Origin of the sequence: Pseudoalteromonas sp. S3260 (genome assembly GCF_005886925.1) — a bacterium.
GTDB classification, from domain to species: Bacteria; Pseudomonadota; Gammaproteobacteria; order Enterobacterales; family Alteromonadaceae; genus Pseudoalteromonas; species Pseudoalteromonas tetraodonis.
This window is the reverse complement of sequence record NZ_PNCV01000009.1, coordinates 38697-53027: the sequence shown is the minus strand read 5'-3', so window position 1 is coordinate 53027 and position 14331 is coordinate 38697. Positions and strand designations below refer to the sequence as shown.

Sequence of the window (14331 nt, the reverse complement as noted above, 5' to 3'; positions counted from 1 at the left end):
TTAATTATATGCTTAATCGTTAAACGTGCTTGGTAGCTCTACAAATTCAACCCAGTATTTACCTAACGTTTTCATCAACTCAACTAAACCATCAAAAGTTACTGGCTTGGTAATATATGACGCCGCACCTAAATCGTAACCTTTAACCATATCCTCTTCTTGCTTTGAAGTAGTTAAAATAACAACGGGAATACCTTTTAAATTAGGGTTGGCTTTAATCGCTTGAAGTGCTTCACGTCCATCCATTCTCGGCATGTTTAAGTCGAGTAAAATCAAGCCAGGTCTTGGTGACAGGGTTTTATCTTCAAACTTGCCTTTACGCTCTAAATACTCTAAAAGCTCTACACCGTCTTCAACAAAGTGTAATTCATTTAAAACGCGACTTTCAGCGAGGGCATCTTGGGTTAATAAACGATCATCTTCATCATCGTCTGCCATTAAAATGGTAATGGGTTTTACGTTTGTTAATGGCATATTATGCCTCTCCTTGTAATGTGAATAACTCTGCATCCACAGGTAGTTTAATAATGAAGGTTGCGCCTTCATTAGGGGTGCTTATTGCTGTAATAGTTCCGCCATGTCGCTCTACAATTCTGCGACACACAGATAATCCAATGCCGGTTCCTTTATATTGAGAACGCCCATGTAAACGCTGAAATGGCACAAATATTTTATCTGCATACTCAGCTGAAAAGCCGATACCATTATCTTTTACAGTAATAACATGCCAACTTACTTTACTATTATGGTCTTCACTAAACTCGCTAATTCGTTCAAAGCTAATATCAATAACAGGATTTACGTTAGGCGCTCTAAACTTCACAGCATTTGAAATTAAGTTTAAAAACAGCTGATGCATTTGACTCGGATCAGCCTGAATGATTGGCATATCAACCGTTATCACTTGCGCATTAGACTCGTTAATGGCTATTTCTAAATCGCTTAAAATATCATTAAGTATGCTATTTAGATTGGTGTCGGTAAAATCTATACCTCGAGTTGTTACTCGAGAGAACTCTAATAAATCATTAATTAAATTAGACATGCGCTGCGCAGCATTTTTCATTCGAGCAATGTAGTCAGTTCCCTTTTCACCTAACTCGTCTTTAAACATGCTTTCAAGACGATCGCTAAATGCTTGAATTTTTCTCAGCGGCTCTTGCAAGTCATGACTGGCAACAAAAGCAAACTCTTCTAACTCACGGTTACTGCGACTTAACTCATCAGAATATAACGTAAGTTCTTGGGTACGTTCGGTCACTTTACTGGCTAAGGTTTCGTTTTGCATTTCGAGCTCAGCTCGATATACCGCTGCATTTTTTAAGTTAAGCCGCGCAAGTAAAAACATACCACCAATAAGTAAAGCACTCGTGATGGCTGTAATTGCAAAAGTGATTTTTGCCTCGTTTTTTATTTGCGCTAATTTAGAAAAGTGACTGACTTTAAATAACAGCTCACGATCTTGAATATCATTAACAAGTACACGAATCTCTCGGTATAGGTCACGCCCTTTATGAGAGTTGAGTATGAGCATTGCACGTTCTTCTTTGTCATTTAATGCTAATTGAACTGTGCTTTTAAGCTCAGCAATTTTACTTTCAACTAATAAAATTAACGTTGCAATACGCTCAGCTTGCCCCTCAATTTCAGAGTTTAAAGAGCGAACATAATCGGTTTGCGATTCAATTTGTGCAACCGCATCGTAATATGGAGCTAAGTAATCATCGTCCTGCGTTAATAAATACCCGCGCTGCCCTGATTCAGCCTGCACTACAGAGAGATGCATTTGCTCAATGGCTGTACTTAGCATATTAGTGTTATCTAAACTTTGCTGAGTACGCGTTAAGCCTTGTATGGTATTAACCGCTAAAAATGCATTACCTACAATAATGCATAGTATTATGGAGATAAATAACGCCCATATAACATTTGCTTTGCCTTGCTGTTTGCGTTTAATCATTCATCGTCCTGGTTTTTATTATTTTGAGTCTGAAATAAGCTGTAAACTGTCACTACATGCTTGGCAATTAACAATTATTTTATCGAGCGCCTCGAGTGCTTTTTCGACGGGCATATCGTTTTCAAGTACTAGCTTGATAAGCTCAGCATTCATTGAAATACGATTTAACGGTGCCCGCGCATCATGTACTAATTCGTTTAAAGGCTTTATTTGTTTAGTTAATGCCATACTATCCTCATGTTGTTTTATTTATATTCGCCAATGCCACCATATGCGTTAAGGCGGTTATAAAGCGTTTTAGTACTTATACCTAACATTTGTGCAGCCAATGTTTTATTACCTTGTACCTTATCGAGCGTGGCATGAATAAGCTCTTTTTCAACTTCTTCAATTGTTTGCCCTGCTGATACCTGTTTGTCTTCAGATTGAGTGTTAACCCTTGAAAAAGGCGATTCTAAGTTGTCAGGTAATGTAATTGTGCTAGTTTGCGGGTCGCTCATAATAAAAGCGCGATGAATAGCATGGCGAAGTTCACGTACGTTACCTGGCCAGTCGTATGTTTGTAGCTCTTTAAGCTGTTCGTTAGCCCAGGCAAACGCTGTACCATTTTCATCGTTCAACTGACCTAAAAACGCTTTTGCGAGTAATGGAATATCTTCTTTTCGCTCTCGTAGTGGCGGTATATCAATTGGAAAAACAGCCAGTCTAAAGTAAATATCTTCACGTAAAATATTATTCTGCGCTAAATCGGTAAGAGAGCGGTTAGTCGCTGAAATAACACGGCAATTTACTGGTAACTCACGATTACCGCCTACTCGTGTTACTTTTTTAGTTTCAAGTACACGCAGTAAATTAGGCTGCATATCAATCGGCATTTCGGTGACTTCATCAAGAAATAACGTTCCGCCATCTGCTTGTTCAAAAACGCCCTCTTTACGGGCAATGGCACCGGTAAATGCGCCTTTTTCGTGGCCAAATAATTCACTGCCAATAAGCTCTTTAGAGAGTGCCCCACAGTTACTCGCCACCAGTGGACCTTCGCATTTACTAGCATTATGAATGGCTTGGGCTACCACCTCTTTACCTGAGCCACTTTCACCCATAAGCATAACATTAGCATTGGTTTTAGCTACACGCTCAATCATAGTATAAAGCTGTTGCATGGGCGCAGACTCGCCAATAAGCGTGTCAAAATGATGAGTAATAGCGGCGCTTTTCTCTTTTTTTACTGTTTTTTTAGGGCCATTTAAAACCAGTTCTAAATCTTCACGTTGCAGCGGCTTTAATAAATGCGACACATTAGGCTCACACATCTCAGCTAAAATACCTTTAACCGAAGGGTGACCTGAAATAAGGGTGACTTTAGGCGATTGACCAATCATTTTTAAGTGATCCAGCAAGTGCAAACCACTGCCATCAGGTAACATAAAATCGAGCAGCACATGATCAAAGGTGTTATTTTCAAACCATTGATGCGCTTCTTTTAAACTGGTTGCTGTATTAATGTTGTGGCCAAGAAACTCAACAATATGGCAAATAACATCACTGAATTCGACGTCGTCATCGACTAAAAGTATATTTAACATGAATAATCCCTGTGCTTTTTCACCATTCTACTTACCCTTTAATGTAAATGAAAGATATACATAATTAAGGTACAAAATGCAGCTGTTTTATTTTTAATCCACTAGTTTAATCATAAGTAGCTGTATAGGCGCTGAAATAGCGCTATTTTATGCGGCTTATTAAATCTCTATTAAAGCAATTAATATAACCAACTGATATAATTTATTTTTATTACAGGAGTTGTTATGCGCTTATTAAAAACCTACATTCATCCCTCAATCAATATTGAGCAAGGTCGTCAATTTTCTCGCCCAACCGCTCGCGCTATTGCATTTAAGCAACAACACATTTTACTTATGTATACTCAGCGCTATGACGACTTTAGCTTACCTGGCGGTGGGATTGACTCACATGAAAGCATAAAGCAGGGATTGATCAGAGAACTAAGTGAAGAAACTGGCGCACAAAATATAAAAGTATGTAGCGAGTTTGGGCTTTACGAAGAGTACCGCCCTTGGTACAAAGATGACTTTGATATTATTCATATAAAGTCATACTGTTATGTATGCGAAATTAACGAACAACTCGGCCAAGCACAGCTTGAGCACTATGAGCAACAAAATGGTATGCAAGCTAAATGGGTAAATATTTTTGAGGCGATAGCTCACAACGAACGCACATTAGCTAATAGCGATAAACAAGGATTGTCGATTATTCGAGAAACCTTTTTATTAAAAGAAATTGCCAAACAGTTCTTTTAATAAGTTTGCATTGCTGCATTTTACGTTCCTACTTGAGGTTCAGCAAGGCTTTTTTACTAATATAAAATCGATATAAACCAAATAAGTTACTACTTAAAAATAGGCTTTCCATAATTATTGCCACAGGGGAGCCAGCAAAAATATTATGCGTTATCCAAAAAGAGGTTCCCACCACCATACATAACCTCAAGTGCAAGTCTCTATTTTGAAATGAAGCAATGGTTTGTATTAATGTCGCCACCAGCGCAAAGCCACTAAACCAATCTTGCCATGTTAAATAAACGGCTAAACAACTCACTGTCATAAATCCAAACATGGCCCAAGTATGCTTAAAGTATATGCAGTAAAAATAACGTAACGCGGCAATAAGCATTAAGCAGCCGGCACTGTTATAACCCAAAATAAAAAAGTGGACTGAGGTTAATAACACAGAGGTAAATAAACAACATAAGATAATGCGTCGGGACTTAAACTGAAATGAAGCTAAGTCGAGTAAAGTCGCGACGGCAACCAATGATTGGGCAATTAAAAACATAACACTCCAAGGCACTAAAGGCATAAAAATGAGGAGTGTATAGTGCTTTATATAAACAGCACTTAACTTAAGTTAAGTCGCTTACGAATTCGAGATAACGAAATGGCCGAAATACCTATATACATAGCCACTTGGCTTAAGCTTAACTGCGCCAACCAATGCGGTTTATGTTTGAGCAAGTAACAGTATCGCTGCTCGGGGCTGTTGAGTAATAAAAATGCTTCTTTGGCTTCTTTAAATATTAGTTGCTGCGCAATGAGTTGCTGCTTAATGAGTTGGTACTGTGCTTGCTCAAATAGTGTTAGCGGTACTTTAATTACACTTGCCTCATTAATTACTTTTAATTGATAAAAAGCGGGGCTTGAGGTCATCCAATTGGCAAACAGCAATGCTAACTCATTTTTAAAATAAAACTCTTTGCATTTTTGCCCGCCATCAATATCATCATGAATAGCACCTAAAACCCCCTCCACAATTAAATAGCCATAACGCTGCACATCGCCTTGGGGCAATAACACGGTATTGCGCGCGACAAGCTGTTGAGGGTAAATACCTGCCAATTGTGTTTTAAGCGTATTTATAAGCACTTCGTAACTATCGCCAAGCGATAAAAGTGGGTTATCAGACATTAAACTCTACCATTTTTTCATTAAAATATGCGTAATATCCGCAGCTGATACCCCCACCCTAGGAATATATTTCTGGCCACACCACAAAGGCGAAAAATCACTTTGGCCTGCTTTTTCAGCGCATGTTCTTAATGCTGTTATTGCGCTACTAGCGTGAGGAAACGAAGGCACGCCCTCAGGCATAGTACCTAACTCGAGCATGACGCGGTTTTGAATCCCCCGCGCAGCCCGACCTGAAAACAAAGTAGTTAGTGCGGTGCTATCTTGAGCCTGCTCTAAAATAGCTTGCTGATGTAAAGCAGATGTTTTTGCCTCTTTAGATAATAAATAAGCGCTACCAACTTGAACTCCACTGGCTCCCAGCGCTTTCATATGCTTTACATCATCTGGCGTTGCAATACCTCCTGCAGCAATAATCGGTAATGATAAATGCTCAACACAACGCTTAACTAACTGCTCAGTGGTTTGTTGCAAGCTTAAATCCATTGATAAAAAATGCCCTCGATGCCCTCCAGCTTCTAAACCCTGAGCAATAACAGCATCAGCGCCATTTTCACTGAGCCAAATAGCTTCATCTAAAGTGGTCGCCGTTGAAATTACTTTAGTGCCCCAGCTTTTTATTTGCGCCACAATAGCGTGCTTAGGTAAACCAAAATGAAAACTCACAACCGCCGGTTTATAGGGTGCAATAATATCAACAACAGCTTGGTTTATAGGCTGACGGGATGCCCCTGCGGTTAAACTTTGCGGGTCAATTTCATACTCTGCAAAATAAGGGGTCAGCATATTATGCCATTGCTGTTTTTGTTGGCTGGTGTAATCAGTAACCGTGTGACAAAAAAAGTTTAGATTAAATGGTTTATCTGTTTTTTGAGTAAGTAAGTCGAGCTGTTCAACCAACTGTGCTGGCGATAACATAGCGCAAGGCAACGACCCTAGCCCGCCAGCTTCACAAACGCTTGCAGCCAATTCAACGTTTTGTACGCCCGCCATAGGCGCTTGAATAAGAGGTAAATCGATATTAAACAATGACTGTATCATCTAACTACTCCCTGTAACTTTTTCAACAACTTGCAGTATTTACAGAACCATAGCAAAAACGACGAACAAACAAAATCTAGATTTTTGTATAAAGTAATATAAAAACCATTATTAACAAAAAGTTATGAGTTTTTATAAACTATCGCCCAACTGGCTTTGGTTTTGCACCTACCCTATTACATAATTTGTTAGGAGGTAAAATGAGTAACACAGTAGATACGATCAATCCAGCAACCGAGCAAGTCATCAATAGCTATACGCTGCTTTCTCAAGCTCAAGCAGAACAAGTGATCGAAAAGTCTCATGAAACATACTTAACATGGCAATTAACCTCGTTTACGGAGCGCGCTAAATACCTGAATAAGCTAGCCTCTTTATTTGAAGAGCAAAAAGAAGCGCTTGCTAAACTGATGACCGAAGAAATGGGTAAAGTGTACGAACAAGGCTTTCAAGAAGTGCAGCTTTGTGCTGACATTTGCCGTTATACCGCAGTACATGGCGCCGATATGCTGAGCGACGAAGAACGCGATATGCAAGGCGGTCGTGCAATTATAAGTTATCGCCCCACTGGCGTGTTGCTAGGTATTCAGCCATGGAACTTCCCACTTTATCAAGTCATTAGATACAGTGCCGCAAATATTATGGCGGGTAATACCACGGTATTAAAACACGCGGGCAATGTGTTTGGTATGGCTGAAAAAATAGATACCTTATTTAAACTAGCTGGGTTCCCTGAGCATTGCTTTAGTAACTTACTAATTGACGGAAAAACAGCCAGCGCACTTATCTCTCATAAACACATTAGTGGCGTTACCTTCACAGGAAGTGATGGCACAGGCAAAAAAGTAGCTGAGCAGGCCGGTAAGCACGTTAAAAAAACGGTATTAGAGCTTGGTAGTAACGATGCTTATGTTGTACTTGATGATGCTGACCTCGCACAGGCAGTTAAAACCTGTTTGCAGGGCCGCATTATTAACAATGGCCAAACCTGTGTGGCTGCCAAGCGTTTTGTGGTAGTTGACTCTTTATACAATGACTTTAAAGAAGCGCTGAGCCAGCAATTTAAAGCAATTAAAATGGGCGACCCTATGGATAAAGATACGGAACTGGGTCCTATGGCACGAGAAGATTTACGCGACAAAATTCATCAGCAAGTGCAAGACTCAGTTAATGCAGGCGCAAAAGTAATTGTAGGCGGAGAAATTCCGCAGCAAACAGGCTATTACTACCCGCCTACCGTGTTAGAAAATTTATCACCAGGGATGCCTGCATATGATGACGAATTATTTGGCCCTGTCGCATCTTTGATTAAAGCCAAAGATAATGACGACGCTATGCGTATTGCCAACGACTCCCGTTATGGACTAGGCGGCGGTATCTTTTCAAAGGATGAGAAAAAAGCCATTGAGCTGGCTAAAAAGCATTTTGATACCGGTATGATCAACATAAATGGTTACGGACTGGCACAACCGAACCTACCATTTGGCGGTGTTAAAGACAGTGGCTATGGCAGAGAACATGGCGGCTTTGGTATTCGCGAGTTTGTGAATGTTAAAAGCATCATGATTAAGAGCTAATATCAGGTATCAGGTATCAGGTATCAGGTATCAGGTTAGTAAAATTAAATACCGCGCTTGTCGCAAGCGTGGTGTTTTTTTGTCTAATAAATTTAAAAACCTGAGTTAGGCTGTTTTAAAAATTCAAGCTCTTCTTTTGTAGAGTCCCGCCCCAGTATCTTATTACGATGCGGATAACGATTAAATCTATCGATAATCGCTTTATGTTGATACTCAAAGTCTAAGTTATTTTGAATACCTAACGCTTTATATAACTTCACTGCTTCCTTATGAATTAGCTTTGATTCGCTGTGCATAAAAGGCATATACAAAAATACGCGTTGCTCATCCGTCAATTCCTTATCAAACCCTTTGGCAATAGCTGCTTGCGCTAACGCTAGAGCTAACGCATCACAGGCAAATGCTGCGGGCTTTTCACGGTAAATATTGCGCGAGAACTGATCAAGCACAATAATTTCCGCAAGACTACCTATCGCACTTTCACGCCAATCAAATAACTCATTTACACTTGCTTGATGATGCAATTTACCAAAACGAGTTTTAATTTGTGCATCAAGCCCATCGTCTTTTTGCCACCACTGTTTAGGCTCAAGCTCGGTAAACCAAAAGTCGATAATTTTATTAAACATAATGAATCTCTTTGTTAATTAACGCTAAACCAAATAGTTTGCTACAAAAAACTTCGTCTAAAACCATTAACCTAATATCTGTACTATACCTAGCTCTTTTCAAACATAGGTACTTTGCGTTTATCTGCTTTGTTCATTGCCAGCTCTTGTATGTCTTGTTGCTTTTGCTCACTTGGTTTTGTTTCTAGGGATTGCTGATTAGCATCTTCAAATACCAATTCGGTTAATAAGGCAAAATGATCGGAGCCATATTTAGCAAGGCGCTTTATTCGTTTTACACTAAAGCCTTTTGAGTGAAACAAATGATCAAGCGGCCAACGCATAAAAAAGTAATTAGCATGAAAAGTATTAAAAAAACCACGGCCTTTACGGGGGTCTAAAAAGCCACTAATTTGCATAAATAAACGAGTACTGCGTGACCAAGCAACATCATTTAAATCGCCGGCGACTATCGTCGGGCGAGTTGAACCTTTAAGGGCTTTGGCCACCATTATTAATTCGCTATCGCGCGGACGCGATGAATCTTTTTCTGTTGGGCTCGGTGGGGCAGGATGAATAAAGTGGCCTTGCATTTTTAGCCCTTGATGATTTTCAAACAAAATATGAATAGAGGGAATATTATCTTCTATGAGTTCACAAATTTGTGCATCGAGTATGTTAAATTTACTAAAGACATGCATGCCGTAGCGGTTATCTTTTGGACACTGTACTTGATAAGGGTAGTTTTTTTTAAGCACGGACAATTTATCTTGCCACCAACTATCGCTTTCTAAAGTGATGAGTAAATCGGGCTGATATTTATCGACTAAGTTAATTAGCTGCTCACTATGTCGATTCGACATCAGTACATTAGCGGATAAGATTCTGATGCTATGATCACTACTTTTTGGCGCTGTTAATACTTCTTTTTTAGCAAACCAAGTGTAGGGATAAATCCACTTAGCTTGAAGCGCACAAATAATTAAAGCAACAGCCGCTATTAATGAGTATGCAATAAAGTCGCTTTGCCACATACCTATTAGTGCCACGATAATTACAGCGCTTGCTAGGTAGCACACCTGCAAGCGCACAAAGTCGCAACTACGTATCAAGTAATGCTGACTGTATGACAGGGGTAATAAGGTTATTAATAACAACAAGCCAGTAACTATGACCAATACAGTGAGCATTTATAAATCCTAATAGCGCTGTAAAATAGAGAGTATTTCACGAGTGTCGTGCACTAGGTGAATAATAGTGCGATCAATTTCAACTCGCACTGTGTCTCTTTCTCGGTCTATTACTCTAGCACGCTTATAAATGTCATGCCCAAGGATATCACCTTGATGATAAGATCTGTGCCACCCTGGTGGAGTCCACCCTTGACGAATTAACTGCTTGGCTTGTTTCTTAGAAAGCCATTTTTTATTATGGTATTGGTTATTTTTTTGCTTTTTCCAGTGATGCTTGTTTGCGTGTTTATTCGCATGCTTGCCTGCATGTTTGTCTTTGTGTGGTACAGCAAATGCGTTTGTTGCCGTTAGCGCAAAAACCATTAATAAAATACTGATTAATGTTTTCATGGCTGTTCTCCAGTGTGGTTATTACTGAAGATTATTAACGCTTAAGCCTGAACAACACATGAAACCCTAAAATTAGCGCTGTTTGTACTGTGTTTTACAATGACTGCGCATAATCGCGGGGTCGCGCAACTTTAGGTGTTTAGTTTTACGCCCGGCATGGCGCTTACGCCATACTTTAAATGACCCGCTAGAGATATGCTCCCGCATAAAATTAACTAATTGAGGGTAATTTAGCCCATACAGATTTTCAATGGCTTCAAACGGTGTTCTGTCTTCCCATGCCATTTCTATAATGCGTGATTGCTGTTCTTGGTTAAACATATTTATTCCAAATTCTGTTGATACGCAAAAGTTAAATTTAGCGATCATCACTTGGTTGTGATGTTAAAAATATAACCTCTTTTCATTTATTAACTTTAATTAAGTGTATGATTAATCTACACACTGAAACCGGAGCTAAAAGGATGTTTACAAAACTACCTAAGTGGGTCGAATATGGTGCGTTTACCCTCGCTTTTATTGCCGGTATGGTAAACGCAGTAGGCTTATTAGGGTTTGAACAGCAAGCAATTTCTCATGTTTCGGGGTCGGTGACTTCATTAGCTATTGAACTTACTACCAACATCAATGCAGCGTTATTTTTAATTGCGATTGTACTGAGCTTTATATTTGGCTCGGCATTAACAGGCTTAATGCTCTCAGGCGGGTCACTTAAGTTAGGACGCCATTACGATACGCTCTTATTTATTGAGGGTATTTTACTACTGGTAAGCGCACAGCTACTTCAACATTCATATCCTTACGCACTTACACTCGCCTCTGCCGCCTGCGGCTTACAAAATGCTTTAGCCACTAACTACAGCGGTGCTGTAGTGCGTACCACTCATTTAACCGGTATTTTTACCGATCTGGGTTTGATGTTTGGTAAAGCCCTAAAAGGAGAAGCTTTTGACAATAGAAAATGCTTGGTCTTTGCATTAATTGTTGCCGGTTTTTTAACCGGTGGAGTGGTAGGCGTATTGCTATTTAAACATTACTCAGTGCTCACTTTAGTTTTTCCGGGTATTTTTTGTATTGTTTTATCGATTACTTATCGGGTTTATAGGTTGAGTGTGCTTTAACCAATTCACAAACTCCCCTACCCTAAACTTATCAACTTGCCGATGTGCTGGAATTTATGAAATATTACTATTTACCCTCTTTATTGTTATGCAGTCAGTTAAGTTTAATTAATAGTGCGTGTGCTGAAGATACCGCGCAATCAATTGAACGTATCACCACCACAGCATCACGTAGTGAAGCGCTCTCCACCCCATTACCTTTGGTGATCAGTGTATTAAGCGAATCACAACTTGAGCTTATAGCCCCTACCCATGTAGAAGAAGCACTGCAACGCGTTGCAGGTGCCAATATACAACGTGGTAATGGTCAAGAATATTTACCCGCCCTGCGCTCGCAAGTACTTTCTGGTACGGGGGCTTGTGGTGGTGTTTTAACCGCAGAAGATGGCATAGCTCTTCGTGCAGCTGGGTTTTGCAATATTAATGAGCTGTTTGAAGCACATAGCGAAATGGCACAGCGTATTGAGGTATTAAAAGGCCCAGGCTCTGCACTGTATGGCTCAAATGCAGTGCATGGCGTAATTAACGTCATTACACCAGACACGACCCAAGGTGGTGGTTTACTAGGCTTTGATTATGGCTCTTACGGTTATGCTCGCTATAAATTGCGTGCAGGCCATGCTATGGATAATTCAGGGTTCGGTATTAATGCCAGCTTTACCGATGATGGCGGTTACCGAGATGATGAAAGCGTTAAACAACAAAAAATAAATGTGCGACATCGGTACGCTAACAACAACTTAAGTTTAATATCGGGGTTGACCTATACCGACTTAGACCAACAAACCGCAGGGTATATTAGTGGCTTTCAAAGCTATAAAGATGAAGATATTGCACAGCAAAATTTTGATCCTGACGCCTTTAGAAAAGCCCGTTCGCTTAGGGCTTGGAGTAAAGCAAGCTGGCAATTAGGTGAGAACATACTGGTTATTACTCCTTATATTCGTGACCAAAGCATGGACTTTTTCAAACACTTTTTACCCGGTACTCCGCTCGAAAAAAACAGTCAAACGGGGTTTGGCCTACAATCGCTTTATCAACATTATGTGAACGACAATACGAACTTAAAGCTTGGCTTTGATGGTGAGTTTACCCAAGCCGATTTTTTACAAGCCCAAGATAACCCCACCCAAGGCTCTGCGTTTTTAGTGGCCACTGTGCCGCAAGGTAAACATTACGATTACCAAGTCGATGCAACCTTATACGCTCCATTTGCCGCTATTGATTGGCAGCTTAATGACTGGCTTATTACCGCTGGGCTGCGTTATGAGCACATGCAATATGACTATCAAAATAATATGCTTGCAGGGCGTACAAAAGAGGATGGCAACGAATGTGGTTTTGGTGGCTGTCGTTATAGCCGCCCCGAAAGCACTAAAAACAGCTTTAGTAATCTTTCGCCAAAACTCGGGGTGAGCTATCAGCTTAATATTAACAATACACTATACGCTAACTTTTCAAGAGGCTATCGAGCCCCCCAAGCTGCTGAGCTTTATCAATTACAACGCGAGCAAAGTACTGCCGACTTAGACGCAGAAATAGCAAATAATGCTGAGTTAGGTATTAAAGGGGTGTACAACAATACTCGCTACGGTTTGTCGGCTTATACGATGAGCAAGCACAATACCATCTACCGTGACAGTGACTTTTTTACTGTTAATGACGGCCAAACTCGACATCGCGGCATTGAGCTTGAGTTAGCGCATAGCTTTAATCAGCACTTATCGGTTAACTTCGCAGGCACTTATGCCAAGCATACGTACTCGAATGAGCAAGTTATTGGCAGCATTAATATTAAAGGTAACGATATTGATACCGCACCTCGAAAGGTTGCTAATATCGATTTTAACTGGCAAGCCAACGAGAGTATTAGCCTTGCGCTGCAATGGCACTATGTTAGCCGCTACTTTACCGACCCTGAAAACTTACATGAATATCAAGGCCACGATATTTTAAGCTTGCGCGGCCAGTGGCAAATTAGTCCACAGCTATTACTGAGTGCCCGAATTATAAACTTAACTAACACGGCCTACGCTGAGCGCGCCGATTACACCAGCTTTACTGGGGATCGTTACTTCCCAGGTAAACCACGTAATGCCATGATTTCGGCAACTTATAATTGGTAGGCATCCAGTTCGCTCATGTAACGCATGGGCGATTTTTTCATTACCTTTTTGAACATAGTAATAAACGCACTCACCGATTCATAACCTAATAACTCTGATACCTGTTGTACACTTTGCTGATTAGATAACGCCTGCAGTGCAATTATAATATGCAATTGAGTACGCCATTTACCAAAGGTCATGCCTGTTTCTTTTTTTATCAATCGCGCTAAAGTACGCTCAGTTAAAGCAAATTGCTGCGCCCATTGTGGTAATGTTTTGCGGCTATAAGGCTGACTAATAAGCTGATTACTCATGTTTTTAATCACACTATTTTTTGATAGTACAAAATCTAAAGGTTGAATTGGCATATCCACTAGTTGATCAAATAATACTTGTGCAAGCCGCGCGGTTTTACCTATTAAGCTATAGTTTTGCTGGTTACCTGCCAAACTAAGCATTAATTCTTTTACAAGAGGACTGATAGTTAATGTACAGGCTGTAGCTGGCATTCCTTGTAAGTTTACATCAATGAATAAATGGCATAAATGCGCATTATCAGATGCCCTATTACTGTGCTCTACATTTGCTGGGATCCAAATAGCACTGTGGGTAGGTACCATCCACATTTTTGTTGCTACTTCACAAGTAACATAGCCGTATAGAGCTAAAATTAACTGCCCTTTTGGGTGTGTATGCAGTGGAATTTCACGGCTAAGCTGGGCATATTCTATTTTTGCAATAACCGGCTGCGGCATAATTTCAAAGTTTATTATTTCATTCCAATCTTGGGAAAGCTGCATTTTGTCTGTTTTTAGTTATTTAATGTCTCTTTTACTAAATTA

At 40.1% G+C, this 14331-nt stretch carries 16 protein-coding genes; 4 read left to right on the top strand and 12 right to left on the bottom strand.

The features are described 5' to 3' along the window. Positions 1 to 12: 12 nt before the first annotated feature. The 4 genes from CWC14_RS01635 to CWC14_RS01620 are packed head-to-tail and all read right to left on the bottom strand — an operon-like array spanning position 13 to position 3546. Positions 13 to 474, bottom strand: coding sequence for a response regulator (locus tag CWC14_RS01635; protein WP_028834347.1), 462 nt, complete (start codon positions 472 to 474; stop codon positions 13 to 15). Position 475: 1 nt separating this feature from the next. Further along, positions 476 to 1960 carry a sensor histidine kinase gene (locus tag CWC14_RS01630; RefSeq protein ID WP_138560895.1) on the bottom strand — a complete coding sequence of 495 codons (1485 nt, stop codon included), beginning with the start codon at positions 1958 to 1960 and terminating at the stop codon, positions 476 to 478. Positions 1961 to 1978: 18 nt separating this feature from the next. Next, positions 1979 to 2188, bottom strand: coding sequence for a hypothetical protein (locus CWC14_RS01625; protein ID WP_028834349.1), 210 nt, complete (start codon positions 2186 to 2188; stop codon positions 1979 to 1981). 17 nt (positions 2189 to 2205) lie between these two features. After that, positions 2206 to 3546 carry a sigma-54-dependent transcriptional regulator gene (locus tag CWC14_RS01620; protein WP_138560893.1) on the bottom strand — a complete coding sequence of 447 codons (1341 nt, stop codon included), beginning with the start codon at positions 3544 to 3546 and terminating at the stop codon, positions 2206 to 2208. Between the two features lie 225 nt (positions 3547 to 3771). On the opposite strand from CWC14_RS01620, the gene CWC14_RS01615 reads away from it, so the two are divergent. Beyond that, complete coding sequence (locus CWC14_RS01615; RefSeq protein ID WP_138560891.1) at positions 3772 to 4287, top strand: NUDIX hydrolase; 516 nt, start codon at positions 3772 to 3774, stop codon at positions 4285 to 4287. A 28-nt stretch (positions 4288 to 4315) separates the two neighbouring features. Here CWC14_RS01615 and CWC14_RS01610 read toward each other — a convergent pair whose 3' ends face one another. The 3 genes from CWC14_RS01610 to CWC14_RS01600 all read right to left on the bottom strand — a co-directional run bounded on the left by CWC14_RS01610 (position 4316) and on the right by CWC14_RS01600 (position 6492). Beyond that, a complete protein-coding gene (locus CWC14_RS01610) occupies positions 4316 to 4822 on the bottom strand; it encodes a YgjV family protein (protein ID WP_138560889.1) in 507 nt (168 codons plus the stop codon). Positions 4823 to 4884: 62 nt separating this feature from the next. Then, positions 4885 to 5451, bottom strand: coding sequence for a Crp/Fnr family transcriptional regulator (locus tag CWC14_RS01605; RefSeq protein ID WP_138560887.1), 567 nt, complete (start codon positions 5449 to 5451; stop codon positions 4885 to 4887). 6 nt (positions 5452 to 5457) lie between these two features. Continuing rightward, positions 5458 to 6492, bottom strand: coding sequence for an NAD(P)H-dependent flavin oxidoreductase (locus CWC14_RS01600; RefSeq protein ID WP_138560885.1), 1035 nt, complete (start codon positions 6490 to 6492; stop codon positions 5458 to 5460). Positions 6493 to 6692: 200 nt separating this feature from the next. On the opposite strand from CWC14_RS01600, the gene CWC14_RS01595 reads away from it, so the two are divergent. After that, positions 6693 to 8069 carry an NAD-dependent succinate-semialdehyde dehydrogenase gene (locus CWC14_RS01595; protein WP_138560883.1) on the top strand — a complete coding sequence of 459 codons (1377 nt, stop codon included), beginning with the start codon at positions 6693 to 6695 and terminating at the stop codon, positions 8067 to 8069. A 92-nt stretch (positions 8070 to 8161) separates the two neighbouring features. On the opposite strand, the gene CWC14_RS01590 is transcribed toward CWC14_RS01595, so the two are convergent. The 4 genes from CWC14_RS01590 to CWC14_RS01575 form a co-directional block, all read right to left on the bottom strand. Next, a complete protein-coding gene (locus CWC14_RS01590; RefSeq protein WP_138560881.1) occupies positions 8162 to 8698 on the bottom strand; it encodes a DUF924 family protein in 537 nt (178 codons plus the stop codon). A gap of 89 nt (positions 8699 to 8787) precedes the next feature. Beyond that, a complete protein-coding gene (locus CWC14_RS01585) occupies positions 8788 to 9867 on the bottom strand; it encodes an endonuclease/exonuclease/phosphatase family protein (RefSeq protein ID WP_138560879.1) in 1080 nt (359 codons plus the stop codon). 9 nt (positions 9868 to 9876) lie between these two features. Then, positions 9877 to 10260 carry a hypothetical protein gene (locus CWC14_RS01580; protein WP_138560877.1) on the bottom strand — a complete coding sequence of 128 codons (384 nt, stop codon included), beginning with the start codon at positions 10258 to 10260 and terminating at the stop codon, positions 9877 to 9879. A gap of 72 nt (positions 10261 to 10332) precedes the next feature. Next, positions 10333 to 10581, bottom strand: a complete 249-nt coding sequence (locus CWC14_RS01575; RefSeq protein WP_138560875.1) for a TIGR03643 family protein — start codon at positions 10579 to 10581, stop codon at positions 10333 to 10335. Positions 10582 to 10724: 143 nt separating this feature from the next. Here CWC14_RS01575 and CWC14_RS01570 point away from each other — a divergent pair, with 143 nt between their 5' ends. Further along, complete coding sequence (locus CWC14_RS01570; RefSeq protein WP_069439243.1) at positions 10725 to 11381, top strand: YoaK family protein; 657 nt, start codon at positions 10725 to 10727, stop codon at positions 11379 to 11381. A 56-nt stretch (positions 11382 to 11437) separates the two neighbouring features. Continuing rightward, on the top strand, positions 11438 to 13507 hold the full coding sequence (locus CWC14_RS01565) for a TonB-dependent receptor (protein ID WP_138560873.1): 2070 nt from the start codon (positions 11438 to 11440) through the stop codon (positions 13505 to 13507). Here CWC14_RS01565 and CWC14_RS01560 read toward each other — a convergent pair. After that, on the bottom strand, positions 13495 to 14289 hold the full coding sequence (locus tag CWC14_RS01560) for an AraC family transcriptional regulator (protein WP_075170392.1): 795 nt from the start codon (positions 14287 to 14289) through the stop codon (positions 13495 to 13497). The genes CWC14_RS01565 and CWC14_RS01560 overlap by 13 nt on opposite strands. Positions 14290 to 14331: the final 42 nt, after the last annotated feature.